The sequence below is a fragment of the Pseudomonas sp. Pso3 genome (genome assembly GCF_055393275.1).
The window spans coordinates 2,798,769-2,824,932 of the sequence record NZ_AP043687.1 but is presented as its reverse complement, the minus strand read 5'-3'; the positions used below and the strand labels follow the sequence as shown (position 1 = coordinate 2,824,932).

General features: G+C 67.5%; 24 protein-coding genes. 18 read left to right on the top strand and 6 right to left on the bottom strand.

The features are described from left to right. Position 1 precedes the first annotated feature (1 nt). From ACZ5R1_RS13260 to ACZ5R1_RS13195, 14 genes are all read left to right on the top strand, one after another. Positions 2 to 808 (top strand): ABC transporter permease, encoded by an 807-nt coding sequence (locus ACZ5R1_RS13260; protein WP_464713284.1) that lies wholly within the window; start codon positions 2 to 4, stop codon positions 806 to 808. Continuing rightward, on the top strand, positions 808 to 1,524 hold the full coding sequence (locus ACZ5R1_RS13255; protein WP_464712374.1) for an ABC transporter ATP-binding protein: 717 nt from the start codon (positions 808 to 810) through the stop codon (positions 1,522 to 1,524). The genes ACZ5R1_RS13260 and ACZ5R1_RS13255 overlap by 1 nt, the downstream gene beginning before the upstream one ends. Before the next feature lie 119 nt (positions 1,525 to 1,643). Beyond that, on the top strand, positions 1,644 to 2,381 hold the full coding sequence (locus ACZ5R1_RS13250) for an ABC transporter substrate-binding protein (protein WP_074584487.1): 738 nt from the start codon (positions 1,644 to 1,646) through the stop codon (positions 2,379 to 2,381). A gap of 162 nt (positions 2,382 to 2,543) precedes the next feature. Continuing rightward, on the top strand, positions 2,544 to 3,227 hold the full coding sequence (locus ACZ5R1_RS13245) for a TerC family protein (RefSeq protein WP_464712373.1): 684 nt from the start codon (positions 2,544 to 2,546) through the stop codon (positions 3,225 to 3,227). A gap of 166 nt (positions 3,228 to 3,393) precedes the next feature. Further along, on the top strand, positions 3,394 to 4,401 hold the full coding sequence (locus ACZ5R1_RS13240) for an ABC transporter substrate-binding protein (RefSeq protein WP_464712372.1): 1,008 nt from the start codon (positions 3,394 to 3,396) through the stop codon (positions 4,399 to 4,401). Positions 4,402 to 4,427: 26 nt separating this feature from the next. Next, positions 4,428 to 5,309 carry a TauD/TfdA dioxygenase family protein gene (locus ACZ5R1_RS13235; protein WP_027597759.1) on the top strand — a complete coding sequence of 294 codons (882 nt, stop codon included), beginning with the start codon at positions 4,428 to 4,430 and terminating at the stop codon, positions 5,307 to 5,309. 14 nt (positions 5,310 to 5,323) lie between these two features. After that, complete coding sequence (locus ACZ5R1_RS13230; protein WP_042137625.1) at positions 5,324 to 6,205, top strand: ABC transporter ATP-binding protein; 882 nt, start codon at positions 5,324 to 5,326, stop codon at positions 6,203 to 6,205. A gap of 15 nt (positions 6,206 to 6,220) precedes the next feature. Next, entirely contained in the window at positions 6,221 to 7,087 is an 867-nt protein-coding gene (locus ACZ5R1_RS13225) for an ABC transporter permease (RefSeq protein ID WP_027597761.1), read from the top strand. A 642-nt stretch (positions 7,088 to 7,729) separates the two neighbouring features. After that, a complete protein-coding gene (locus ACZ5R1_RS13220) occupies positions 7,730 to 8,818 on the top strand; it encodes an LLM class flavin-dependent oxidoreductase (protein WP_464712371.1) in 1,089 nt (362 codons plus the stop codon). Positions 8,819 to 8,888: 70 nt separating this feature from the next. Then, positions 8,889 to 9,836 carry an ABC transporter substrate-binding protein gene (locus ACZ5R1_RS13215; RefSeq protein ID WP_464712370.1) on the top strand — a complete coding sequence of 316 codons (948 nt, stop codon included), beginning with the start codon at positions 8,889 to 8,891 and terminating at the stop codon, positions 9,834 to 9,836. Further along, positions 9,833 to 11,158, top strand: coding sequence for an LLM class flavin-dependent oxidoreductase (locus ACZ5R1_RS13210; protein WP_464712369.1), 1,326 nt, complete (start codon positions 9,833 to 9,835; stop codon positions 11,156 to 11,158). The genes ACZ5R1_RS13215 and ACZ5R1_RS13210 overlap by 4 nt, the downstream gene beginning before the upstream one ends. Then, entirely contained in the window at positions 11,159 to 12,340 is a 1,182-nt protein-coding gene (locus tag ACZ5R1_RS13205) for an acyl-CoA dehydrogenase family protein (RefSeq protein ID WP_313337709.1), read from the top strand. Positions 12,341 to 12,343: 3 nt separating this feature from the next. Beyond that, positions 12,344 to 13,309 (top strand): ABC transporter substrate-binding protein, encoded by a 966-nt coding sequence (locus ACZ5R1_RS13200; protein WP_376781529.1) that lies wholly within the window; start codon positions 12,344 to 12,346, stop codon positions 13,307 to 13,309. A gap of 75 nt (positions 13,310 to 13,384) precedes the next feature. Next, positions 13,385 to 14,275, top strand: a complete 891-nt coding sequence (locus ACZ5R1_RS13195) for a LysR family transcriptional regulator (protein WP_313337711.1) — start codon at positions 13,385 to 13,387, stop codon at positions 14,273 to 14,275. Between the two features lie 6 nt (positions 14,276 to 14,281). Here the strand turns inward: ACZ5R1_RS13195 and ACZ5R1_RS13190 are convergent, their stop codons facing one another. The 3 genes from ACZ5R1_RS13190 to acnA all read right to left on the bottom strand — a co-directional run bounded on the left by ACZ5R1_RS13190 (position 14,282) and on the right by acnA (position 17,910). Next, a complete protein-coding gene (locus tag ACZ5R1_RS13190) occupies positions 14,282 to 14,878 on the bottom strand; it encodes a Fic/DOC family protein (protein WP_464712368.1) in 597 nt (198 codons plus the stop codon). Continuing rightward, complete coding sequence (locus ACZ5R1_RS13185) at positions 14,875 to 15,051, bottom strand: YhfG family protein (protein ID WP_143008566.1); 177 nt, start codon at positions 15,049 to 15,051, stop codon at positions 14,875 to 14,877. The genes ACZ5R1_RS13190 and ACZ5R1_RS13185 overlap by 4 nt, the downstream gene beginning before the upstream one ends. Before the next feature lie 159 nt (positions 15,052 to 15,210). After that, entirely contained in the window at positions 15,211 to 17,910 is a 2,700-nt protein-coding gene (gene acnA, locus ACZ5R1_RS13180; protein WP_197852042.1) for an aconitate hydratase AcnA, read from the bottom strand. A gap of 197 nt (positions 17,911 to 18,107) precedes the next feature. Here acnA and rlmM point away from each other — a divergent pair, with 197 nt between their 5' ends. From rlmM to ACZ5R1_RS13165, 3 genes are all read left to right on the top strand, one after another. Beyond that, positions 18,108 to 19,169, top strand: a complete 1,062-nt coding sequence (gene rlmM / locus ACZ5R1_RS13175; protein WP_340247915.1) for a 23S rRNA (cytidine(2498)-2'-O)-methyltransferase RlmM — start codon at positions 18,108 to 18,110, stop codon at positions 19,167 to 19,169. Between the two features lie 56 nt (positions 19,170 to 19,225). Continuing rightward, positions 19,226 to 19,465 carry a sulfurtransferase TusA gene (gene tusA, locus ACZ5R1_RS13170; RefSeq protein WP_027597771.1) on the top strand — a complete coding sequence of 80 codons (240 nt, stop codon included), beginning with the start codon at positions 19,226 to 19,228 and terminating at the stop codon, positions 19,463 to 19,465. A 74-nt stretch (positions 19,466 to 19,539) separates the two neighbouring features. Continuing rightward, positions 19,540 to 20,121: an Sbal_3080 family lipoprotein gene (locus ACZ5R1_RS13165; RefSeq protein WP_442441475.1), complete on the top strand. Its 582-nt coding sequence runs from the start codon at positions 19,540 to 19,542 to the stop codon at positions 20,119 to 20,121. Positions 20,122 to 20,503: 382 nt separating this feature from the next. Here the strand turns inward: ACZ5R1_RS13165 and ACZ5R1_RS13160 are convergent, their stop codons facing one another. The 3 genes from ACZ5R1_RS13160 to ACZ5R1_RS13150 all read right to left on the bottom strand — a co-directional run bounded on the left by ACZ5R1_RS13160 (position 20,504) and on the right by ACZ5R1_RS13150 (position 24,851). Then, positions 20,504 to 21,154: an SGNH/GDSL hydrolase family protein gene (locus ACZ5R1_RS13160; protein ID WP_052504126.1), complete on the bottom strand. Its 651-nt coding sequence runs from the start codon at positions 21,152 to 21,154 to the stop codon at positions 20,504 to 20,506. 88 nt (positions 21,155 to 21,242) lie between these two features. Then, positions 21,243 to 23,396, bottom strand: a complete 2,154-nt coding sequence (locus ACZ5R1_RS13155; protein WP_464712367.1) for a mechanosensitive ion channel family protein — start codon at positions 23,394 to 23,396, stop codon at positions 21,243 to 21,245. A gap of 93 nt (positions 23,397 to 23,489) precedes the next feature. Further along, complete coding sequence (locus ACZ5R1_RS13150; RefSeq protein ID WP_464712366.1) at positions 23,490 to 24,851, bottom strand: MATE family efflux transporter; 1,362 nt, start codon at positions 24,849 to 24,851, stop codon at positions 23,490 to 23,492. A 130-nt stretch (positions 24,852 to 24,981) separates the two neighbouring features. Between ACZ5R1_RS13150 and pdxB the strand changes: the two genes are divergently transcribed. Further along, on the top strand, positions 24,982 to 26,145 hold the full coding sequence (pdxB, locus tag ACZ5R1_RS13145) for a 4-phosphoerythronate dehydrogenase PdxB (protein WP_464712365.1): 1,164 nt from the start codon (positions 24,982 to 24,984) through the stop codon (positions 26,143 to 26,145). Positions 26,146 to 26,164: the final 19 nt, after the last annotated feature.

Here is a 26,164-nt window from a genome sequence, read left to right as displayed (position 1 = left end):
ACTGACCCAGGCCGCGCCGCTGGTCCAGGCCGCCCGACCCGCCCGCGGCGCGGGTGGCCGCTGGCGCGGCGCCGTGCTGCCCCTGGGGCTGGTGGTGACGCTGGAAGCGGTGGTGCGCCTGGGCTGGCTGCCGGCCTACCAGATGCCACCGCCGAGCGAGGTGCTGCGGACCCTGTGGCTGCTGGGGGAAGGGGAGTTGTGGCGGCACCTGGCGGCCAGTCTGGCGCGGGTCGCCAGTGGCTTCGCCCTGGGCGCGGGTCTGGCGCTGCTGATCGGCGCCTGGGTCGGACTGTCGCGCCGCGCCGAGGCCTATCTCGATCCGCTGTTCCAGGCGCTGCGCGCCATTCCCAGCCTGGCCTGGGTGCCCCTGCTGCTGCTCTGGCTGGGTATCGATGAAACGCCCAAGATCGTGCTGATCGCCCTGGGTGCCTTCTTTCCACTGTACCTGGCGCTGGTCAGCGGCATCCGCGACGTCGATCGCCGCCTGGTGGAACTGGGGCGCCTCTATCGCCTGTCACGCCCGGCGCTGATCCGCCGCATCCTGCTGCCGGCCGCCTTGCCCAGTCTGTTCACCGGCCTGCGCGGAGCCCTGAGCATGAGCTGGATGTTCCTGGTGGCCGCCGAATTGATCGCCGCCACCGCCGGCCTGGGCTACCTGCTCAGCGACGGTCGGGAGACCTCGCGACCGGACGTGGTCATCGCCGCCATCCTGGTGCTGGCGGTGCTCGGCAAGCTCAGTGACGAACTGCTGCTGCGCTTGGAACGCCGGGCGCTGGCCTGGCGTGACACCTACCAGGGTGGCCAGTGATGAGCGAACCCCTGCTGTCTCTCGAACGCATCGGCAAGGCCTTTGCCGGGCGCCGGGTGCTGGAAGGCGTCGACCTGACCCTGGCCGCCGGCGAGGTGGTCAGCCTGCTGGGTGCCAGTGGCTGCGGCAAGAGCACCCTGCTGCGCATCGCCGCCGGGCTGGACGACGCCTTCAGCGGCCACATGACCCTGGCCGCGGCCAGCCAGGGCGGCGGCGTGGTGTTCCAGGAGCCGCGGCTGATGCCCTGGCTGGACGTGGCCGCCAATGTCGGTTTCGCCGACGGCACGCGCTTCGATCGTACCTGGACGGCGCAGTTGCTCAGTGACGTCGGGCTGGAGGGGCAGGGCGCCTTGCTGCCCAAGCAACTCTCCGGCGGCATGGCCCAGCGGGTCGCCATCGCCCGCGGACTCTATGGTCGCCCACGGCTGCTGTTGCTCGACGAGCCCTTCAGCGCGGTGGACGCCTTCACCCGCTGGCAATTGCAGGACCTGGTGCTGCGCCTGGTGGCCCGGTATCACATCGGCGTGCTGCTGGTGACCCACGATCTGGACGAAGCCTTCTACCTGGGCGACCGCGTCCTGGTCCTGGGCGGCGCACCCTCCCGCGTGCAGCGCCGCTTCGCCGTGGCGGCGCCCCATCCGCGTGAAAGGCGAGCCCCCGCCTTGCTGGCCCAGGCCGCCGAGGCCTATGGGGAATTGCAGCGGCTCAGGGTGTGAGGCAACGAGCACGGAAGGGTCGACGAAGGCGTGCGCAATCGCCCGCGAGCGGGCAGTATCGGATGGCCGCGGCGAGCCCCAGCCGCACCCCGACAGTCGACCCCTTCCAAGGAGTTTCCATGAGCCCATCCGCAGCGGTATTGGCCGAACTGGCCCCCCAGGGCGTTCTTCGCACCGCGATCAACTACGGCAATCCGGTGCTGGCGCAACGCGGCGCCGATGGCGAGCCGGCCGGTGTCTCGGTGGCCCTGGCCCGGGCGCTGGCCGAGCGTCTGGGCGTCCCGGTGCAGTTCACGACCCATGACGCCGCCGGCAAGGTCTTTGCCGCGCTGCAGGAAGACGCCTGGGACCTGGCTTTTCTCGCCATCGAACCGGTACGCGCGGCGCAGATCGCCTTCAGCGAACCCTATGTCATCATCGAGGGCACCTACCTGCTGCGCGCGGACGATCCGGCCCAGGGCGTAGCCGAGCTGGACCAGGCCGGGCGCCGCATCGCCGTGGGGCAGGGCGCGGCCTATGACCTCTATCTCAGTCGCACCCTGACCCAGGCGGAGCTGGTGCGAGCGCCCACCTCGCCAGCGGCCATCGACTGGTTCGTCGATCAGCGCCTGGACGCCGCCGCCGGAGTGCGCCAACCCCTGGAAGCCTATGCCGCGGCTCATCCGGGCTATCGGGTGCTGGCCGACAGCTTCACCGAGATCCGCCAGGCCATGGCCGTACCCAAGGGGCGCGCCGCCGCAGCGGCCTTCGTGCAGGACTTTCTCGATGAGCAACTGCGCAGCGGCCTGGTAGCCCGCGCGCTGGCGGCCAGCGGTCAGGGCGACGTGCGGATCGGCGCGCCCTCGACGGGCGGCTGAAGGGCCGCCCGGCGCCAGGCGGAATCGATCCGCGGCGCCGTTTCGTCGGCTGGATGACAGCTTGGGGCGCTATTCTTGGCGCCGCGGCAGGGGCCCGATGAAATCATCGACGGCTCCTGCTGCCCAATGCCTGTCCCAGCACCCTTAGCTTCGAGGTCGATCTTGCTCGCCACCCTGTCCGATCCCGCCTTTCTCACCGGTCTCCTGCAGATCGTCATTATCGATATCCTGCTCGGCGGCGACAACGCCGTGGTGATCGCCCTGGCCTGCCGGCGTCTGCCGGATGCGCAACGACGCAAGGCCATTCTCGGCGGTGTCGCCGGCGCCGTGATCCTGCGCATCCTGCTGCTGTTCGTCGCCAGCTATGTGCTGGGCTGGCCGCTGCTCAAGGTGGTCGGAGGCGTGCTGCTGCTGTGGATCGGCATCAAGTTGCTGATGCCCGAAGAGGACGAGGCCAACGTCAAGGCCGGTACCACCCTGGGCCAGGCCATCTGGATCATCATGGTGGCCGACGTGGTGATGAGCCTGGACAACGTCATCGCCGTGGCGGGCGCCGCCCAGGGGCACCTGGGCCTGGCCATCGCCGGGGTGCTCATCAGCATTCCCATCATCATCTTCGGCAGCCAGCTCATCCTGAAGCTCATGGAAAGGTTTCGCTGGCTGGTGGTGGCCGGCGCGGCGCTGCTGGGCTGGATCGCCGGCAAGCTGATCGCCAGCGACGAACTGCTGCAGGGCTGGCTGGGCTTTGCCGATGTGCACTGGGTACCCTATGTGGCCGGGGCGGTCGGCGCGGTCTTCGTGCTGGCGGTGGGTCAGTTGCTGGCGCGGCGCGCCGTCTCGGCTTGAGCTTCGCCAGCTGCCCTGGACCCGCTCCATGGCAGCTCCCAAGTGACGGCGCACCTGAGCTGCGCCGTCACTGCATATCGTTAGTCAAATTCCGTCTTTACCAAAAGTTATAACAGCTCATTAGCCTATAACGCTTTCGGATGGCCAGTCGGCACGGAGCGGGATGATGAGCAGGGTATGGAAGGGCTTGGCGGTGATCGCCGCGGTGGTGGGCGTCCTGGGCTTCGCGGGCGGTGCCGCCGCCGAGGGCAGGATCAGCATCGCCCAGCAATTCGGCATCGGCTATCTGATCCTCGACGTGGTGCGCGATCAGCAGCTGATCGAAAAGCACGGCAAGGCCGCCGGCCTGGACATTCAGGTGGACTGGAACAGCATCTCCGGCGCCACCGCCATGAACGAGGCGCTGCTGGCCGGCTCGCTGGACGTGGTCTCCGCCGGGGTGCCGCCGATGCTGACCGTCTGGGATCGCACCCGCGGACGGCAGAACGTCAAGGCCATCGCCGCCCTGGGCGCCATGCCCAACTACCTGCTGAGCAATCGCGCCGAGGTCAGGTCGATCAAGGACCTGACCGACCAGGATCGCATCGCCGTGCCGGCGGCGGGCGTGGGCTTCCAGTCGCGCACCCTGCAGATCGAGACGGCCAAGGTCTTCGGCGACGCCCAGTTCAGGAAATTCGATGCCATCAGCGTGAGTCTGCCGCACCCCGATGCCAGTGCCGCCCTGATGGCGGGCGGCGCGGAGATCACCACCCACTTCTCCAGCCCGCCATTCCAGTACCAGGCGCTGGAGAATCCCCGGGTCCACCGCATCCTCAGCAGCTACGACGTCCTCGGCGGACCGGGCACCTTCAACGTGCTCTACACCACCGAGAAATTCCACGACGAGAATCCCAAGACCTACCGCGCCTTCTACGACGCCCTGGTGGAAGCCGCGGCCTTCATCCGCGCCAACAAGGCGGCCGCGGCCGAGGCCTATATCCGCGTGGAGAACTCCAAGCTGCCGCTGGCCCTGGTGCAGCGCATCGTCGAAGACCCGGAGATCGACTTCACCGTCGAACCACAGCGCACCTTCGTCTACGCCCAGAAGCTGCATGAGCTGGGCGTGCTGAAACACCAGGCTGCCTCCTGGCAGGACTACTTCTTCCCCGAAGCCCACGAGCGTCCCGGCAGCTGAGCTGGACCACCAAGGAGAAAACTCCAATGACTCTCGCATCCCCCCGTCCGGCCGCCGGCCAGACTTTCGAGATCCGTCCCTTCGGCAACCTGGGTGCCGAGATCCTCGGCATCGATCTGGCCCGGCCGCTCAATGGCGACGACTTCGCCCGCGTCCATCGCGCTCACCTGGACCACCATGTGGTGGTGTTTCGCGACCAGCGCATCACCCCCGAGGAGCAGATCGCCTTCAGTCGCCGCTTCGGCGAGTTGCAGATCCATGTGCTCAAGCAGTTCCACCTGGCCGGCCACCCGGAGATCCTCATCGTCTCCAACATCGTCGAAGACGGTCAGCCGATCGGCCTGGGCGACGCCGGCAAGTTCTGGCACTCGGATCTCTCCTACAAGGAGCTGCCGAGCCTGGGTTCCATGCTGCATGCCCAGGAGTTGCCGGAGGAGGGCGGCGATACGATCTTCGCCAACATGCACCTGGCCTACGACACCCTGCCGGAGGCGCTCAAGCGCCAGCTCGACGGTCTGCAGGCCGAGCATTCCTACACCGCCACCTATGCCAAGCCCAAGTTCGAGGGCAACTGGCGGCCGACCCTGACCGCCGCGCAATTGGCCGAGGTCAAGGCGGTGGTGCATCCGGTGGTGCGCACCCATCCGGAGAACGGCCGCAAGGCGCTGTTCGTCAGCGAGGGCTTCACCACCCATATCGTCGGCCTGCCGGAAGACGAGAGTCGCGAGCTGCTGGCCGAGCTGTACGCCCACAGCGTCAAGCCCGAGCACCTCTATCGCCACCAGTGGCAGCCCCACGACCTGGTGTTCTGGGACAATCGCTCGCTGCTGCACCTGGCGGCCGGCTGCCCCAACCATATGAGGCGCAAGCTGTATCGCACCACCATCCAGGGCGATGCGCCTTTCTGAGGGAGGAGACGACCATGAACGCTCCTCTCGCTTCCCGCCCACACCTGACCCTGGCGCAGACCCAGCCCTTGCTGCAGGTGCAGGATCTCGACCTCGAATACCGCACCCGCGAGCGTCGGGTGCGGGCCACCCACCAGGTGTCCTTCGAGGTGCATGGCGCCGACCGTTTCGTCCTGCTCGGCCCGTCCGGCTGCGGCAAGTCCAGTCTGCTCAAGTCGGTGGCGGGCTTTCTGCCGCCGCTGCATGGCGAGATCCGCCTGGATGGCCAGCCGATCAAGGGCCCGGGACCGGACCGCATCGTGGTGTTCCAGGAATTCGACCAGCTGCCGCCGTGGAAGACGGTGCTGGAGAACACCATGTTCCCGCTGCTCGCCAGTCGCCAGGCCAGTCGTGGCGAGGCGCGCGAGCGGGCGCTGCACTACCTGGACAAGGTCGGCCTGGCGCGCTTCGTCGATGCCTATCCGCATCATCTTTCCGGCGGCATGAAGCAGCGGGTGGCCATCGCGCGCGCCCTGGCCATGCAGCCCAAGATCCTGCTGATGGACGAACCCTTCGCCGCCCTGGACGCCCTGACCCGGCGCAAGATGCAGGAAGAATTGCTGGCGCTCTGGGACGAGGTGCGCTTCACCCTGCTGTTCGTCACCCATTCCATCGAAGAGGCGCTGGTGGTGGGTAATCGCATCCTGCTCCTGTCGCCCCATCCGGGCCGGGTCCGCGCGGAACTCAACTGCCACCAGTTCGGCCTCGAGGACTTCGGCGGCGCCGAATTCCAGAGCACCGCACTGCGCATCCACAACCTGCTGTTCCCCGACGACGTCCAAACCCTGCCACCGGAGGTCGCCGACGAGCGCCTGCGCCTGCAGCAGGCCATCGTCCAGGGCCGCATTTCCTACTAGTTTCGAGGTAGACCCATGACTCGACAGCCCCCGGTGCGGGCCGAATACCAACGGGACCTCGCGCCCCTCGACGACTTGCCACTGGCGGTCGAGCTGCCCCTGGCCACCCGCCTGTGGAGCCAGGCCTGGCTGCGCAAGCTGGTGATCCTGGCGATCCTGATGCTGGCCTGGGAAGTGGCCGCCCGCTGGCAGGGCAACGACCTGCTGCTGCCCAGCTTCCTGCAGACCGCCGCGGCCTTCTGGGATGGCCTGGCGACCGGCGAGTTGCCGGCCAAGGTCGCCATTTCCCTCGGCACCCTGCTCAAGGGCTATCTGCTGGGCGTGGTCCTGGCCCTGGCGCTGAGCGCCCTGGCCGTCTCCACCCAGTTCGGTCGCGACCTGCTCGGCACCCTGACCTCGATGTTCAATCCGCTGCCGGCCATCGCCCTCTTGCCCCTGGCACTGCTCTGGTTCGGCCTCGGCGAGAACAGCCTGGTGTTCGTGCTGGTGCATTCGGTGCTCTGGCCCATGGCGCTCAACACCTATTCGGGTTTTCTCGGCGTCTCCGACACCCTGCGCATGGCAGGGCGCAACTATGGCCTCAAGGGCCTGAGGTACGTCGGGCTGATCCTCATCCCGGCGGCGCTGCCGGCCATCGTCTCGGGCCTGAAGATCGGCTGGGCCTTCGCCTGGCGCACCCTGATCGCCGCCGAGCTGGTGTTCGGCGCCTCTAGCGGCAAGGGCGGCCTGGGCTGGTACATCTTCCAGAATCGCAACGAGCTCTACACCGACCGCGTCTTCGCCGGCCTGGCCGCGGTGATCATCATCGGCCTGCTGGTGGAGGGCCTGGTCTTCGCCACCCTGGAACGGCTGACGGTGAAGAAGTGGGGCATGCAGCGGTAGGGTCTGGCACCTTTTGTTGGGCTTCGCTGCGCTCAACCCAACCTACGGAATAGCACCTAGGTTGGTTGAGACGGCTCCACCGTCGAAGCCCAACAGGCCACCGACTTTGCCCCGGGAGCAGCAGCATTCAACCCTCACTCGGACTACCCCCTCTCCCCCTGGGAGAGGGCTGGGGTGAGGGCACCCTTCGCACCCGATCCCCAGTGGAAAAGGCTGCGCCGTTTTCCACGCTACGGACCTCAACCCTCACTCGGACCACCCCCTCTCCCCCTGGGAGAGGGCTGGGGTGAGGGCGCCCTTCGCAGCGAAGTCCTCCAGTGGAAAAGGCTGCGCCGTTTTCCACGCTACGGAGCTCAACCCTCGCTCGGACCACCCCCTCTCCCCCTGGGAGAGGGCTGGGGTGAGGGCACCCTTCGCACCCGATCCCCAGTGGAAAAGGCTGCGCCGTTTTCCACGCTACGGTGCGGTCGCGGCCACATAAGGAAGCTCTGCGCTATCCACCTTAAATGCGTGTAGTAAATAAAACTCGAATTAGGATATGCGCATAAGGAATTTCCTTCTTATGCCTTGCCTGCCTAAGGTGGACCCCAGCCAACGCCTTCCAAGAAGGCATCCCCTTACCTCGGCACGGGATTCACCACCATGAGCGTTCAATTCCTCGGCATGATCGGCCATCGCCTCACCTCGGAGATCATCGCCCCCTCCGGTCCCATCTTCGACAAAGGCTACGTCACCCGCTTCGCCCAGGCCCACGAGCAGGCTGGTTTCGACCGTATCCTGGTCGGCTACTGGTCCGATCAACCCGATGGTTTCCTGGTCACCGCCCTGGCGGGGCAGGCGACGCAGAAGCTCAAGTTCCTGCTGGCCCACCGGCCCGGCTTCGTCGCCCCGACGCTGGCAGCGCGCAAGCTGGCGACCCTCGACCATCTGCTCGACGGCCGCCTGGCGGTGCATATCATCAGCGGTGGCAGCGACCTAGAGCAGCGCAAGGACGGTGACTGGCTCGACCACGACCAGCGCTACGCCCGCACCGAGGAATTCCTCGACGTGGTGCGCCAGGAGTGGACCAGCACCCAGCCCTTCGATCACGAGGGCGAGCACTACCGGGTGGCGAAGGGCTTCTCCGCCATCAAGCCGCTGCAGCAGCCGAGCCTGCCGGTCTATTTCGGCGGTTCCTCGCCCGCCGCCCTGCGGGTGGCCGGCAAGCACGCCGATGTCTTCGCGCTCTGGGGCGAATCCCTGTCCCAGACCCGCGAGACCATCGCCGCGGTCCGCGCCGAGGCGGCGCGCCACGGCCGTACCCCCAGGTTCAATGTCTCCTTCCGGGTGATCCTCGGCGACACCGAGGAGGCCGCCTGGGCCAAGGCCGAGGCCATCCGTCAGCAGGCCAAGGCACGACTGGCCGCAGAAGGCGCTGTGCATCCGGCCAAGCCGGAAGCGGTCGGGGCCCAGCGCCTGCGCGATACCGTGGCCCTGGGCGACCGCGTGGATCGCCGGCTCTGGACCGGCATCGCCGCCCTGGTCGGGGGTGGGCACAACTCCACCGCCCTGGTGGGCACCGCCGAGCAGGTGGCCGATGCCCTGCTGGACTACTACGACCTGGGCGTCGACAGCTTCCTGATCCGCGGCTTCGATCCGCTCAACGACGCCTTCGAATACGGTCGCGAGCTGATTCCCCTGACCCGGGAGAAGGTCGCCGCGCGCCTGGCCGGCGCTCGTCGCACCGGCTGACACTTTCTGACCAACCCACCGCGCGACCGTACCCACGGAGCGCTCCCGATACCCTCGAGGAGACGCCTTCGTGATCAAGGGATTGCTATTCGCCGCCGGCCTGCTGGCCGGCACCTCCGCCGGCCTGGCCCAGGCGGTCACCCTCACCATCGGTGACCAGTTTTACTACAGCAGCACCCTGCTGGAGCAGGCCGGCGAACTCAAGGATCTGCCGTACCAGATCGAGTGGAAGAGATTCAACGCCGGCGGGCCGGTGGTGGAGGCGCTCAACGTTGGCTCCATCGACCTGGGCATCGTCGGCGACACCCCGGTGATTGCCCTGGCGGCCCGCGGTGGCCCGGTCAAGGTAGTGGCGGTGACCCGCAACCGCCCGGACGGCACCGCCATCGTGGTCGGCAAGGATTCGCCGATCAAGACGGTGGCGGACCTGGCGGGCAAGCGCGTGGCCATCTGGAAGGGCTCCTGGAGCCAGCAACTGGTCTATTCGGCGCTGGAACAGGCCGGCCTGCCCAGCGATGCGCCGCACTACAGCTACCTGATGCCCACCGAGGCGGTCGCCGCCGTAAGCCAGGGCACCCTGGATGCCACCGCGACCTGGGAGCCCTATGTCAGCATGGTGGAACGCCAGGGCGGACGGGTGCTGGTCACCGCCAAGGACCTGATGCCGGCTCCAGTCTATGTGGTGGCTAACACCGGTCACCTGGACGAGAACCGCGCCGCCATCGGCGATTTCGTCGCCCGCCTGCAACGCGCCCGCAGCTGGGCGCGGGACCACGTCGACGTCTATGCCCAGGCCTGGGCCAGGTGCAACAACTCCGATCCGGCCATCGCCGAGAGCTGGTTCCGCCGCGACGCCACCTGGGTCGAGCCAATCAGCGCCCAGACCCTCGCCGACGGCCAGCAGACCGCCGATTTCCTGGTCAAGGCCGGAGTGTTGCAACAGCCCTACGACGTCAAGCCGCTCTATGACCAGAGCTTCAACCGTTATCTGCAAGCGCCCCGGGAGGCCAGCCGATGAGCCGTCAACTGCACCTCGCCGGCTTCCTGCTGGCCGGTCCCGTCGTCCATAGTCACGCCGTCTGGCGCCACCCCGAGACCCAGGGCGACTTCCTCGACCCGGACTACTATGTGCGTGCGGCCAAGGCGCTGGAAGAGGGGCTGTTCGACTTCCTCTTTTTCGCCGACCGCCTGGCGGTCGGCGACCAGCTCGGCGGCTCGCGGGAGACCGCTCTGCGCCTGGGCGCCCAGGACGCCACCCGGCTCGACCCCTTGCCGCTGCTCTCCTACCTGGTGGCCCATACCCGCCGTCTTGGCCTGGGCTGCACCCGCTCCACCACCTACTACGAGCCGGCTCATGTGGCGCGGGCCTTCGCCACTCTGGACCACCTGTCCCGCGGGCGCGCCGCCTGGAACATCGTCACCTCGATGAACGACAGCGAGGGCCGGCTGTTCGGCAAGGCGCGCCACCTGGAGCACGATCTGCGCTACGACCGCGCCGACGAATTCGTCGAGGTGGCCATTAAGCTGTGGCGCAGTTGGGGAGCCGACGCGCTGCGCCTGGATCGGGCCGCCGGCGTGCTGGCCAACCCCGCGCAGGTGCGCGCCCTCGATCACCAGGGCGACTGGTTCCGCGTGGAAGGGCCGCTCAATATCCCGCGCAGTCCCCAGGGGCGCCCGGTGCTGATCCAGGCCGGTTCCAGCGGCCGCGGCCGACGCTTCGGCGCGCGCTGGGCCGAGGCCATCTTCACCATCCAGCCCAATCTCGCCGCCATGCGTGCCTTTCGCGACGACGTCCGCCGCCAGGTGCTGGAGCAGGGGCGCTCGCCGGATGGCTGCAAGATCCTTACCTCGGTGATGCCCTTCATCGGCGGCAGCGAAGCCGAGGCCCGTGCCAAGCAGGAAAGACACAACGCCCTGGCGCAACCGGAAGTGGGGCTGATCACCCTCTGCTCCCAGCTCAACATCGACCTATCGCGCTTCACCCTGGATACCGCCCTGGGCGAGGTGGTCGAGGTCGCCGACCTGCCGCCGCCCGCTGCCGAGAAGCTGCTGGCGCTGGGGTCGCGCACCACCCTGGCCGAATTGGGTCGCAGCTACGCCGCCAGCGTCCGCGTACCGCAACTGGTGGGTACCGCTGCCCAGATCGCCGACCAGCTGGCCGAGTTGTTCGAAGCCGGCGGCTGCGACGGCTTCGTGATTTCCCCCGGCTACCTGCCGGGCTCCTTCGTCGAGTTCAGCGAGAGCGTGGTGCCGCACCTGCAGCGTCGCGGGCTGTTCCGGCGCCAGTACCAGGGCTCGACCCTGAGAGATCACCTGGGCCTCGGCCCACTGGAGGACTAGATGAGCACATCCAAGGATGCCGAGGGCTGGCTGACGCTGGCCCGCGAGATCGGCGCGGAGTTCGCCGCCCGGGTGGTGGCCGACGAGCGCGACCGCATTCGTCCCGATGCCCAGCTGCAACGACTCAAGGACAGCGGCCTGACCAACCTGGTCATACCTGTGCGGCTCGGAGGTGCCGGCCAGCCCTGGTCGCTGGCCATGCGCGTGCTGCGCGAGATCGCCGCCGGCGACGGCTCGGTGGGGCTGCTCTTTGGCTACCATCTGCTCAATACCGTGAACCTGCGCCGCGAGCCGCAGCCCCGGCGCGATCGGCTGCTGGCGGAAATCGCCGAAGGCCGACTGTGGCTGGCCGGGGTGGTCAATCCACGGGATGACGACATCCTCGCCACGCCGAGTGCTGACGGCGGCTATCGCCTGACCGGGCGCAAGGGATTCTGCAGCGGCGCCGCCTTCGCCGATCGGCTCACCATCAGCGCCCGCGATCGAGAGAGCGGGGCGCGCCTGATGGTCACCCTGCCGGCGGACCGGCCGGGACTGGCCTATGCCGACGACTGGGACCACTTCGGCGTGGCCCGCAGCGACAGCGGCAGCTTCACCCTCACGGAAGTCTGGGCCAGCCCCGAGGAAGCCCAGGTCTGCGACCTGGAAGACGCGGGCGACTTCGCCGCGGTGATCCGCACCCCGGTCAATCAGTCGGCCTTCACCCAGTACTACCTGGGCGCCGCCCAGGGCGCCCTGCGCGAGGCGCGGCGCTATCTGCACGCCGAGGCGCGACCCTGGGTGCATTCCCTCGCCGCCAGCGCCAGCGAGGATCAACTGGTGTTGAGCCAGGTGGGCGAACTCTGGATCGCCCAGCAGGGCGCGGTGGCCCTGGCCGATGTGGCCGCGCGGCAGGTGGACGCCTTGCTGGCCGCCGATGACGCCTTCACCGCCGAGCTGCGCGGCGAGACGGCAATCGCCGTGGCCAGCGCCAAGGTACTGGCCGCCCGTACCGCCCTCGATGTCACCACCCGGGTATTCGATGCCCTTGGCGCCCGCGCCACCCAAAACCGCCTAGGCCTGGATCGCTTCTGGCGCGACGTGCGCACCCACAGCCTGCACGACCCCCTGGCCTACAAGGTGCTGGAGGTCGGGCGCTATGCGGTCAACGGCCAATATCCCGACATCCGCGCCTACACCTGAGGAATTTCCATGCTGCGCAAGACCCTCGTCGGCCTCACCCTCGGCCTGCTGGCCGCTACCCAGGCCCTGGCCACCACCCTGGTGGTGGGCGACCAGAGCTATAACACCCGCACCGTGATGGAAGCCGCCGGCGTCCTGGGCGACCTGCCGTATCAACTGGAATGGAAGCAATTCACCGCCGGCTCGCCGGTGGCCGAGGCGCTCAATGTCGGCAGCCTCGACCTGGGGCTGCTGGGCGATGCGCCGCCGCTGTTCCTCGGTGCCCTGGGCGCACCGATCAGGGTAGTGGGCATCAGCCGCCAGAGCCTGGAGGGGGTGGCAGTGCTGGTGCGCGGCGACTCCAGCATCCATAGCCTGGCGGATCTGCAGGGCAAGACGGTGGCCATCTGGAAGGGCTCCTGGAGCCAGCAGCTGGCGCTGGCCGCGCTGGACCGCGCCGGGGTGCCGCGCGAGCAGGTGAACTTCCGCTATCTCAACGCCCTGGACGCCTCCCATGCCCTGGAAGGCGGCTCGGTGGACGCCATCGCCACCTGGGAACCCTATGTCACCCAGGCCCAGCGCCACGGCGCCCGGGTGCTCACCACCGCCGAGGGCCTGATCCCCGCGCAGAGTTTCGTGGTGGCCAGTCAGGGGGCGCTGAACGATGTCGCCCGGCACCAGGCCATCGCCGATTTTCTTCGGCGGCTGCAGCAGGCCCGGACCTGGGCCAATGCCGATCCCGAACACACGGCGCGCTACGCCAGCGCCTGGGCCGAGCGTACCCGTGCCGACGCCGCCATCGCCCAGGCCTGGTTCGCCCGGGCGCGCACCGCTATCGGACCGGTGACTCCTGCGGCCATCGCCCAGGCCCAGCGCACCGTCGACTTCTTTGCCGGCGAAGGGCTGGTCAAGGGCTATGAGGCCAGTCGCCTGTTTTACGACGGCTTCCAGGCAGCCCTGGAACCCCCGGCGCAGACCGCGCAACGCTGAGTACGACACCCACGGAGGCGGCCTTGCGTTATGCTTGAGGCGCATGTCCAGCAACGGGAAGTCAGACGCCTCCTCATGAAGACCGACGATATCGAAGCCTTTGTCGCGGTGATTCGCAGCGGCTCCCTCAATGCCGCTGCCCTGTCCCTGGGGCTCACCCAGCCGGCCATCACCCGCCGCCTGCAGAGTCTCGAACAGGACCTCGGCGTCGACTTGCTCGACCGCCACACCAAGCCGCTCAAGCCGACCCGCCTGGGGCAGGAGGTCTATGGGCATTGCCGTGCCATCCTGCGCGAGATGGACGCCCTGCGCGAGCGGGTGGCGGGCGATGCGCCGCCCTCCGGGCTGCTGCGCCTGGGCGTACCCCAGACCCTGGGCGATGCGCTGTTGCTGGAGGCCGTGAAAGACATCCGCACCCGCTACCCGGAGCTGCGCACCCAGGTGGCGACGGGTTGGGGCAGCGTGCTGGTCAACCGTATCGAGCAGGGTGAGCTGGACGGCGCCCTGGTGCTGTTTCCGGCCAACAAGGTATTTCCCGATGGCGTCGAGGCCCGGCCCCTGGGCGCCATGCCCTTGCAGGTGGTCGGTGCGCGCGACCAGGCGCCGGCCAGGGCGCAGCGGCTTGCCGATATCCAGGGGCAGGGCTGGGTGCTCAATCCCGACGGCTGCGGTTTCCGAGCCAGTCTGCAACGCACCCTGGCCGAGCAGGGCCAGGCACTGCGCATCAACCTGGAAACCTATGGCACCGAACTCCAGCTCGGTCTGGTCGCCGACGGCCAGGGCCTCGGCCTGGTCCCAGCGCCGCTGCTGGCCCGCAGCGCCCACCGCGACCGCCTGGCCGCGATCCCGCTGAAGGACTTCAAGCCGGAGATCCAGCTGTGGCTGATCCATCCGCGCTTTCTCGGGGCGTTGCAGGAAGTGGTCGAGGGGTTTGGGCGAGGTGCGCAAGGCTTGCTAAAGGGCTGAGGCCACTCACTCGATAGCTGAGCCTATGCAGCGAGCGAATATTTGTTCCAGTGCACGGTAGTCGCAGTGGACGGCGTCGATATTGGCAGCTATCCATTCATCGCGCGTCACTAGTGACCAATCGATCTCGTAGCCCACATTGATGATGAGATGCTCGAACAGCAGGCGCTGGGTACGGCCGTTGCCATCGCGGAAAGGGTGCACGATGTTCAGATCGCCGTAGAGCTCGGCGCTCAGCCCGATCAGGACGTCACGAGATTGCCCTTCGAACCAGTTTTCGGCCTGCAGTTTGGAAAACAGCTTGTTGGCCTCGGGTACCAGCCGGCGCACTGTACAGAAGCGGGTGCTGTCCTTGGCAATGTCGAGGGTGCGCAGTTCGCCAGCCCAGGGGTAAATGTCCTGGAACAGCAGTCGATGCAACTGGCACAGATAGTCAAGGTTGTAGGGCGGTAACTCGAACGTCAACTTGCTGGCCGCGAGGCGAGAAAGGTCGCGCTCGGCTGCAGCCAGGAGTTCATCATCTCGGATGTCGAGCAGGTTGCGTAAGGTCGTGGTACCGGGATAGCAGTACGGATCCTGGCTGGCTCCGTACTTATCGATCATTGCGCCTGGCTCAGACGTCGGTAGTGCGCAAGTAGGGCGTGCTTATCTTTCCCCACGGTTTCCGGGACGTCAGATTTCAGGTCGAAGCCTTCCAGTTTCAAGCTGGCTGCATAGTTGGCCTGCCGCATGCGTACGAAGTAGCGGCGTTTCCTATCCAGATTGGGCTGGGGCATGAGCATACCTCTCACAGGTCACTCACAAGTTTAGCTGAAAGCCTGTGCGTTATCAGCCAGAGCGTCCTGGTGGAGTCCCGCCGTTCGAGCCCAGATGGCGCGAACGCTTATGCTAGAAGTGAGAGGTTGCCCCGGTCGGCGTGACCGGGGCGCGTGACCTCAAGCCGCCGGCTTGGCCAGGAACTCCCGCAGCACGTAGTGCAGGATGCCGCCGGCCTTGAAGTAGCTCACCTCGTTGAGCGTGTCGATGCGGCAGAGCACTTCCACGCTTTCGCGGCTGCCGTCCTCGCGGGTGACCTCCAGGGTCAGCGGCATGCGCGGACGCAACTCGACGCCGTCGATGCCCAATACGGCGATCTTCTCCTTGCCGGTCAGCCCCAGGGATTTGCGGTCCACGCCGTCCTTGAACTGCAGCGGCAGCACGCCCATGCCCACCAGGTTGGATCTGTGGATACGCTCGAAGCTTTCGGCGACCACGGCTTTCACGCCCAGCAGGTTGGTGCCCTTGGCCGCCCAGTCACGGGAGGAACCGGTGCCGTATTCCTTGCCGGCGATGATCACCAGCGGGGTGTTTTCCAGCTCGTACTTCATGGCCGCGTCGTAGATCGACAGCTTTTCACCGGAGGGAACATGGAAGGTATTGCCGCCTTCCTCGCCGCCGAGCATCTCGTTCTTGATGCGGATATTGGCGAAGGTGCCTCTCATCATGACTTCGTGATTGCCGCGGCGGGAGCCATAGGAGTTGAAGTCGGCGTAGTCCACGCCATGCTCGGCCAGGTAGCGGCCGGCGGGGCTGTCCTTCTTGATGTTGCCGGCCGGGGAGATGTGGTCGGTGGTGACCGAATCGCCCAGCAGCGCCAGGATGCGGGCGTCGTGGATGTCGGCGATGCGCGGCGGATCGCCGGCGATGCCCTCGAAGAACGGCGGATTCTGGATGTAGGTTGAATCGGCGTCCCAGACGTAGGTCTCGGCGTCCGGCACCTGGATGGCCTGCCACTTTTCATCGCCGTCGAACACGGCGCCGTATTGCTTGTGGAACATGGCGGTGTCGAGCTTCTGCACGGCGTCGGCCACTTCCTGCTGGCTGGGCCAGACGTCCTTCAGATAGACCGGCTGGCCATCGTTGCCGGTGCCCAGCGGATCCTGGGTCAGATCCACCTTCACGCTGCCGGCCAGGGCATAGGCCACCACCAGCGGCGGCGACGCCAGCCAGTTGGTCCGGACCAGCGGATGCACCCGCCCTTCGAAGTTGCGGTTGCCGGACAGCACCGAGGCCACGGTGAGGTCGGCGTCCTGGATGGCTTTCTCGATCGGATCGAGCAGCGGACCGGAGTTGCCGATGCAGGTGGTGCAGCCGTAGCCGACCAGGTCGAAGCCGAGGTCGTTGAGATAGGGCGTGAGGCCGGCGGCGTTGTAGTAGTCGGTCACCACCTTGGAGCCGGGGGCAAGGGACGACTTGACCCAGGGCTTGCGCATCAGGCCCTTCTCCGCGGCCTTCTTCGCCAGCAGACCGGCAGCCATCATGACACTGGGGTTGGAAGTGTTGGTGCAGGAGGTGATGGCGGCGATGACCACGGCGCCGTCTTCCAGCTGGAAGGTCTCGCCGTTCACCTGGACCTCGACGCTGCTGCCGACCTTGGCAGCCTCGGCCTTTTTCGGCGCCAGCGCGGTGAAGTCGCCAAAGGTCTTGGCCACCTCGCCGAGCAGCACGCGGTCCTGGGGCCGCTTGGGACCGGCCAGGCTGGACTGGACCTCGCCCATGTCCAGTTCCAGCACATCGGTGAACACCGGCTCGTCGCCGGGATTGCGCCACAGGCCCTGGGCCTGGGTGTAGGCCTCCACCAGCTGCACGGTTTCCTCGGGGCGACCGGACAGGCGCAGGTAGTCCAGGGTGATCTGGTCGACTGGGAAGAAGCCGCAGGTGGCGCCGTATTCCGGGGCCATGTTGCCGATGGTGGCGCGGTCGGCCAGGGGCAGGGTGGCCAGGCCGTCGCCGAAGAATTCGACGAACTTGCCCACTACGCCCTTCTTGCGCAGCATCTGGGTCACCGTCAGCACCAGGTCGGTGGCGGTGATGCCCTCGCGCAGCTTGCCGGTCAGCTTGAAGCCCACCACCTCGGGGATCAGCATGGACACCGGCTGGCCGAGCATGGCCGCCTCGGCCTCGATGCCGCCCACGCCCCAACCCAGCACGCCCAGGCCATTGATCATGGTGGTGTGGGAGTCGGTACCCACCAGGGTGTCGGGGAAGGCATAGGTGCGGCCGTCTTCGTCCTTGGTCCAGACGCTGCGGCCCAGGTATTCCAGGTTGACCTGATGGCAGATGCCGGTGCCCGGTGGCACCACGCGGAAGTTGTCGAAGGCGTTCTGGCCCCAGCGCAGGAAGGCGTAGCGCTCGCCATTGCGCTCCATCTCGATCTCGACGTTCTCGTGATAGGCGTTCTCGCTGGCGTAGCGGTCCACCATCACCGAGTGGTCGATCACCAGGTCGACGGGGGAGAGCGGATTGATCCGCTGCGGATCGCCGCCGGCCTTGGCCACGGCTTCGCGCATGGCAGCCAGGTCGACCACCGCCGGTACCCCGGTGAAGTCTTGCATCAGTACACGGGCGGGGCGGTACTGGATCTCGCGGTCGGCGGAGCGGGTCTTGGTCCAGTCGGCCAGGGCCTGGAGGTCTTCGCCGGTGACGGTCTGGTTGTCTTCCCAGCGCAGCAGGTTCTCCAGCAGCACCTTGAGCGACTTGGGCAACTGGTCGAGATTGCCCAGGGTCTTGGCCGCATCGGGCAGGCTGTAGTAGTGATAGGTGCGCTCGCCGACCTGCAAGGTCTTGAGGCTGTTGAGGCTGTCCAGGGCTGGCATCAGGGGTCTCCTAATCGACGTTTCGACGGTTGCCCGCTGGCCGTTCGGGCCTCGAAAGGTGAAAGAGAGCCGAACCAGCGCTGGGCGGACTGATTTTTCTAGGTGTAGTACTGGACCGATAGGCGCCGCCGGCGTTCCCCAGTGGGCGCGCTGGGGTATAGTGCGCGCCCTGCGTGACCCCTTGAGGAAGCCCTGTCGTGAATACCCTGTTGCTGCTGTGCCGTACCGGATTCGAAGGCGAGGTCTGCGCCGAGCTCGGCGAACGGGCGGCGCTGCTCAGCGTGGCCGGCTACGCCAAGGGCAAGCCGGGTGCGGCCTATGCCGAATTCGTCTGCGGCGACGCGGCGGACGCGGCGCGGTTGATGCAGCAGCTCAGCTTCGCCGAGCTGATCTTTCCCCGCCAGTGGTCGCGCGGCGCCTTTCTCAGCCTGCCCGAACAGGATCGCATCGGTCCGCTGCTCGAGCTGCTGGCGGACTATCCCGTCTGCGGCAGCCTGGCCCTGGAGATGCCCGACACCAACGACGGCAAGGCGCTCTCCACCTTCTGCAAGAAGTTCGAACGCCCCCTGACCCTGGCCCTGCGCAAGGCCGGCCGCCTGGTGGACGATGCCCGGGCGCCACGCCTGCAGCTGACCTTTCTCAGCGGGCGCGAGGTCTTCGTCGGCCTGGTCGAACCGGACAACGCCGCGCTCTGGCCCATGGGCATCCCGCGGCTGAGATTCCCGCGCGAGGCCCCCAGTCGCTCGACCCTCAAGCTGGAAGAGGCCTGGCACCACTTCATCCCTCGTGCTGACTGGGAGACGCGGCTGTCGTCCGAGATGCGCGCCGTGGATCTGGGCGCCGCCCCGGGCGGCTGGACCTGGCAGCTGGTGGCCCGCGAGATGCTGGTGACGGCGGTGGACAACGGCCCCATGAACGAGGCGCTGATGGACAGCGGCCTCGTCGAGCACCTGCAGGTCGACGGCTACGCCTTCGTGCCCAAGCACCCGGTCGACTGGATGGTCTGCGACATCGTCGAGAAGCCCGCGCGCACCGCGGCCCTGATCGAACGCTGGATCGGCGAGGGTCATTGCCGCGAGGCGGTGGTCAATCTCAAGCTGCCGATGAAACAGCGCTATCGCGAAGTGGCCGGTATCCTCGAGCGGCTGCACGCGCATTTCGCCGCTCGCGGCCAGCGCGTCACCATCGGCTGCAAGCAGCTCTACCACGACCGCGAGGAAGTGACCTGTCATCTGCGCCGGCTGGATCGGAAACCCTAGGCCGCCGTCAGGCTCTGAATGCAGATCGCTGTAACCGTTCTATTCCTGGAGACCCCATGACCCTCGAAGCCGATGCCACCCTCGACGCCAGCGGGCTGAACTGCCCGGAGCCGGTGATGATGCTGCACAACAAGGTGCGCGACATCGCCCCCGGCGCCCTGCTCAAGGTCATCGCCACCGACCCCTCCACCCAGCGCGACATCCCCAAGTTCTGCGTCTTCCTCGGCCATGAACTGGTGGAAAAGAGCGAAGGGGAAGGGCGTTATCTGTACTGGATTCGCAAGAAGGTGGAGTGAGGCGCGCGCGAAGGCTCGCTTTGCTATTGTGAGTTGGTTCACAATCAGTGATCTAGCAAGCAGGGAAGCCTCATATGAAAGCCAGGATGCTGGGTGTTGTCTCGCTCATTCTCGCGGGGTGCACGTCGGTACAGGTCCAGCCCGTCGCCGTACGCCCGGATGTGGTATGTATCCAGGAGAATCCTGCTGTTTGGGTTAAGGACTTTCTCCCCGTGGTCCGGGCCGGTTTTGCTCGGCACGGTGTGCCTACCGAAAGCTATACGCAGGTGCCACGCGAGTGCCCATACGTTCTTGAGTACACCGCGCGGCAAACTTGGGACGGCGTGCCTTACTTGTCAGCTGCCGAACTGACCCTACGCGACGCCAGTGGGCGCCTGGTGGGTCAGGCTGACTATCACCTGCGGGGTAAGGGCGGTTTCTCCCTTATGAAGTGGCAGGGGACCGCGACAAAGATCAATCCGGTGATAGATGAGCTCCTGGGTCAGATGCGTCCCGCTCCTGTCACCAGGCGGACAACGCCTACTGTCTCGTCTTCCGCACCTGCCGGGCTGACCTTTGAAGACGAATTGGCTGCGCTTCAGGCAAAAAACCTGGGTTATCAGGACTACAGCAATCAGTACCGTGCGCTGCGGCAGCGCTATGGTCTGGATCGCTGACTTCAATGTTGAACCCGTGGCGTTGGGCTTCGCTGCGCTCAACCCAACCTACGTCGCTTCCTTGGCCATAAGCTGGTGGAAAAGGGCGTTATCTGTACTGGATTCGCAAGAAGGTAGGGTGAGGTCAGGCGCCGCTCCGCGGCCTGTCGAGCACCTGCAGGAGCGGCCGCATCGGCGGACCGCCATGGCCGCAAGAAAGCGGGCTCATCTCGTCACTTCGAGCCAGGGCCTAACCTCTTATCGCGGCCATGGGCCGCTCCTACACAGGAAGTGAGCCGTAGGTTGGGTTGAGACGGCTTCCTCGTCGAAGCCCAACAGGCCGGTGCCAAGCGAGTCGTAGCGTGGAAAACCGCGCAGCGTTTTCCACTGTGGGCGCCTACGTTCAGACGACACCTAGGCCCCTGACCACCCCCACCAGATGCTCCCCCAGCCGCCGATGCTGGTCCGCCTCGAAATGCACGCCGTCCACCGGACTCACCTGGATGATCTCGCCCGCGTCGACGAAGGCCGCGCCCTGGGCCTCGGCCACCTGGCGATACCGTGCGGCCAACTCGCGAGACTTGGCCGCGCCGCCGGCGAAGATCTCGCCGAGAAAGCCCACTTCCTCGATGGGCACCGGCGCCATGACGATGAGCCTGGGCGTGGCACCGTCCGGTCCGGCGTTACAGCGCCTGATCTCTTCCAGCAGCACCTGCAGGGCGCTGGCGATGTCCGCCGGTGTCACCGACAGCCGCGCCTTGAGGTCGTTGGTGCCCAGCATCAGCAGCAGGACATCCACCGGTAGCTGACTTTCCAGGCAGGGCCTGAGATAGCGGAGGCCATTCTTGTGATGGCCGTCGATGGGATCGTCGTGCACCGTGGTACGAGCGGGCAGGCCTTCCTCGATCACCCGCCAGTCGGCGCCCAGCCCGCGGGCCAGGACGCCGGGCCAGCGTTCGTCCCAGCCAAAGCGTTCGAGTACGCCGGGCTGGGTCAGGGGGCGGGTGCCGTGGGTGTTGGAGTCGCCATAGCAGAGCAGGGTGCGCAAGGGCATGGGAAAGCCTCGTCGGGACAGGTCATCCCCACCCTAGAGGCTAATCCCGCCGATCGCGAGGGCCGGCGGTCGTGCCAGCACGGCCGGGTCAGCCCTCGCTGGGCGCCTGGCCGCCCCGCGTCGCCTGATCCAGCGGCGAGCCGCCCACCTCGTAACGCACGTTCATGCGCGGCGAGGCCAGCTCGATGCCGGCATCGTCCAGGTAGCGTTTGAGCCTGAGGTTGAAGGCCCGGGAGACCTCCCACTGCTTGATCGGCGCGGTCTTGAAGCGGAATCTGAGGATCGCCATGCCGGAATCGAAGCTCTCCACCCCCTGCAGCTCCAGCGGCGACCAGATGTCCCGGCCCATCAGCGGATCCTGGCGCAGCGAGCGGCCGACCTCCTGGACCATCTCGATGGCCTTGTCCACCGACAGCGCCTGGGGAATCGGCAGGCGGAAGATGGCGTAGCCAAATTGCCGCGAGTAGTTCTGGATGCTCTTGATCTCGCTGAACGGGATGGTGTGGACGATGCCGTCGATGTCCCTCAGTCGTACGGTGCGGATGGTCAGGCCCTCGACGGTGCCCAGGTGGTTGCCGACGTCGACGTAGTCGCCGATGGCCAGGGAGTCCTCGATGATGATGAACAGCCCGGTGATGAGGTCGGCTACCAGGCTCTGGGCGCCGAAGCCCACCGCCAGGCCGATGACGCCGGCACCGGCCAGCAACGGGGTGACGTTCACGCCCATGTTGGCCAGGGCGACGATCAGGGCGATGACGAAGATGGTCAGGAACAGCACGTTGCGGATCAGCGGCAACATGGTCTGGGCGCGGGCGTTGTTCGGGCTGACGCGGTGCAGGTTGAGGCCGCGGTGGATGGCGGTGTCGGCCAGGATCCACACCAGCCAGGCCAGCAGCAGGGTGCCACCCAGGCCGAAGAACTTGCTGGCGACCGCATGGCCGTCACCCTGGCTGAATCTCAGCAGCGAGAGATTCCAGGCGCGCAGGGCCAGCTCGATGCCCACCAGCCAGATGGCGATGCCCAGCACCAGCACGAAGAAGGCGCGCAGCCGTTCGGCATAGGCTTCCTGGATGCGGCCGTGCGGCCGCCGGCGCAGCAATCGCGCCCGCACCAGGGCGTTGAGCCCGAGGGCGGCGCCCATGGTCACGGCGAACAGCAGGGCTCGGCGCAGGGCGTCGCTGGTATCGCCGGCGGAGACGAAGGTGGCCACCACCGAGACCGCCACCAGGATCAGCAGCGGCAGGTGCCAGAGCCTGGCGATCAGGTGACGCACGCCCTGCAGGCCGTGCAGCGCCTGGCGCTTGGCCAGCGGCTGGTTGCGGATCAGGTGGGCGATGGGCCGGCGGAATCTCAGGGCGAACTGGGCGGTGAGCAGCGCCGCGCAGATGTTGGCGCCGATGGCGATGACCGCGGCCAGGTGTGGCCCCAGGGTCTCGGCCAGGTGCGGATCGCTGGCGGCGCCGCCCAGGGCCGCCAGGCTGCCGATGATCCATAGCGGACGAAAGGCGCGGCGGCGCAGGATCAGCAGGGCGCGACTGCGATGGGCGCCGCTGGGCAGCGAGCAGATCACCACCACGGTAGCGGCGAACAGCGGGCCGGTGACGGCGGCATAGGCCAGGGCGACGGCCACCGTCTTGCCCAGCGAATCCGGCAGCCACAGCGACACCACCAGGGTCAGGATGAAGGCCAGCAGCCAGGGCGCCAGCTTGCGCAGAGCGAAGCGGACCAGGTCCAGGGTGCGCGGCCTGAGCGGCAACTCCTCGGACAGTCCGAATCTCACCCGCAGGCGATGGCTGATGGTCTTCAGGCCCAGGGCGCAACCGGCCCAGAAGGCCAGGGTGATGACGAAGCCGGAGAGTAGGTTGAGGCGCTGCTCGGGCGCCGGCGCCAGGGCGGCAAGCTCGGCGCCGGCCTGGTCCAGCTGGTATTGCCAGCGCTCGCGCAGGTTGTCGCGCTGCAGCTGCTGCTCGACCACCGTCAGGGTGTCGGTGATCAGCCCGATCACGCCCTGGGAGGCGCTGGGCTCGGCCTTGTTCTGTGCCGCCTGCAGCTTCTTGAGATCCGCCAGCAGGCGATTGCGCTGCTGGTCGCTCTCCAGGGTCTTGATGACCTGGTCCAGGGACTGGCCGAATTGCGGATCGACCTGGTCCTTCTGGGCGCCCGGCAGTCCGGGCAGGGCGGCCTGAGCCGGGCCGATGAGCAGGAAGCAGAGGCAGAGGAGTTGTAGCAGGCGAAAGATCATCGAAGCCGCACGCTCGCGAAAGAGGGAAACGCCCGTCCCGGTCGGCAGGACCGCCGGCCGGGGCGAGGGCGCCAGTGTACCAAGGGCAGCGCGCTAGGCGCTGTGGATGCGTCGACGGGCGCTGCAGGCCAGCCGCACCGACAGCAGGATGGCCGCGCAGGTCAGGCCCAGCACCAGCCCCTGCCAGAGGCCGGCCGGACCCCGTGGGGCACCGAACCAGTCGCTCAGGCCCAGCGCCCAGCCCACCGGCAGGCCCACGCCCCAGTAGGCCAGCAGGGTGATGATCATGGTCGCGCGGGTGTCCTGGTAACCGCGCAGAGCGCCCGCGGCAGTCACCTGGATGGCATCGGAGAACTGGAAGATGCCGGCGAACACCAGCAGCGAGGCCGCCAGCTGGATCACCGCCAGGTCCTGGGAATAGAACCCGGCGATCGCCGTGCGCGCGGTCAGCATCAGGGTGCAGGACACGCAGGCACAGAGCAGCCCGGCGGCCATGCCGACCCCGGCGGAAAAGCGCGCCTCGCGTGGTTCGCCGCGCCCCAGCGCCTGGCCGACCCGCACCGTCACCGCCATGCCCAGCGCCAGGGGCACCATGAACACCAGCCCGGAGAAGTTGAGCGCCACCTGGTGCCCGGCGACCACGGTCGGCCCCAGCTCGCCGATCAGCAGGGCCACCACGGAAAAGATGCTGGATTCGGCGAAAATCGCGATGCCGATGGGCACGCCGATGGCCAGCAGGGCGCGCAGCGTCGGCCCATGGGGTCGCTCGAAGCGGGCGAAAAGGCCGCAGGCGCGATAGCGCTCGGTGCGGATGATCGCCAGCATGGCCAGCAGCATCGCCCACATCACCGTACCGGAGGCGAAGCCGCAGCCGGCGCCGCCCAGCGCCGGCATGCCGAGGTGGCCGTAAATGAAGATCCAGTTCAGCGGCACGTTCAGCGCCAGGCCGGCGAGCCCTACCAGCATGGCCGGGCGGGTACGCCCGAGGCCGTCGCTGAAGCAGCGCAGCACATAGTAGAAGGCCGTGGCGGGCAGGCCCATGGCGATGCCCTTGAGATAGAGCAGGGTCGGCCCGATCAACTGGGCGTCGACATGCATCGCTACCAGCAGCGGGCGGGCGTTGAGCAGCAGCAGGCTGGCGACGAGGCCGCAACCCAGGGCCAGCCACAGCGCCTGGCGCACCAGCGGACCGATTTCCTGGCTGCGGCCGCCGCCGTGGCGCTCGGCCACCTTGGGGGTGGTCGCCAGCAGGATGCCGGTCATCAGCAGGAACACTGGAATCCATACGGAGTTGCCCAGGGCGACGGCGGCGAGGTCGAGCGGGCCGACCCGGCCGGCCATGACGGCGTCGACGAAACCCATGGCCGAATGGGAGAGCTGGGCGATGACGATGGGCGCGGCCAGGGAGAGCAGGGCGCCGAATTCACGTCTGATGCGGGGCAGGGAGGAGGTCACTTGATCGTTCGGTCAGCTTCGGGGCCGATAGTCTAGTCCTCATGGCCCGGGTGGCAACCCTCGCGGCGACCGTTGCCTGCCGCCGACGGCCTGCTAAAGTGCCGGTCCCCGCCCTTGCGAGTGCCCAGGCATGCACATTCTCGCCGACGAAAACATTCCGCTGCTGGACGCCTTCTTCGGGTCCCACGCCACCCTCGAACGCCTTCCCGGTCGCGCCTTCGATCGCGCCGCCGTAGGTCGCGCCGATGCGCTGCTGGTGCGCTCCATCACCCGTGTCGACGCCGCGCTGCTGGCCGGGTCCAGGGTCGGCTTCGTCGGCACCTGCACCATAGGCACCGATCACCTGGACATGGGCTATCTCGACCAGGCCGGCATCCGTTGGAGCAATGCGCCAGGCTGCAATGCCCGCGGTGTGGTGGACTGGGTGCTGGGCGCCCTGCTGGCACTGGCCGATGGTGCCGGCGCCGAGCTGGCCCAGCGCACCTATGGCATCGTCGGCGCCGGGCAGGTCGGTGGCCGCCTGGCCGAGGTGCTGCGCGGACTGGGCTGGACGGTGCTGGTCTGCGATCCTCCCCGCCAGGCCGCGGAGGGGGGTGACTTCCACAGCCTCGACGAATTGCTCGAGCGCTGCGACGTGCTCTGTCTGCATACCCCGCTGATCCGGGACGGCGAGCAGCGCACCTTGCACCTGTTCGATGCCACTCGCCTGGCCAGCCTGCGCCCGGGGACCTGGCTGCTCAACGCCTGCCGGGGCGAGGTGGTCGATAACGCCGCGCTGCGGACGCATCTGGCCAGCGGCGCCGAGCTCAGGGTGGCGCTGGATGTCTGGGAAGGCGAGCCGGGCATCGATCCTGAACTGGCCCGCCTGTGCCAGTTGGTGACGCCCCATATCGCCGGGCACAGCCTGGAAGGCAAGTGGCGCGGCACGGCGCAGATCTACGAAGCCTTCTGCGCCTGGAGCGGGGAGACACCGCGGCTGAATCTGGGCGATCTGTTGCCGCCGCAGCAGCTGGAGCGCCTGGTGTTCAGCGGGGATACGCCCGAGGCGACGGCCTTCAGGCGGGTCTGCCGCGCGGTCTATGATCCGCGCGACGACGATGCGGCGCTACGCGCGACCCTCGGCTTGCCGGCCGTGGCGCGCGCCCAGGCGTTCGACGCCCTGCGCAAGGGCTATCCCATGCGTCGGGAGATTCCGGGGCTGGTGCTCGAAGGGGCGGGCGTGGCTCGGCTGGCGAGGGCCCTGGGCTGCAGCTGGCGACATGGCGACGGCTCCGAAAGCGGCGGTGTCGCTTAGGACCGAGGCGAGGCGCAAG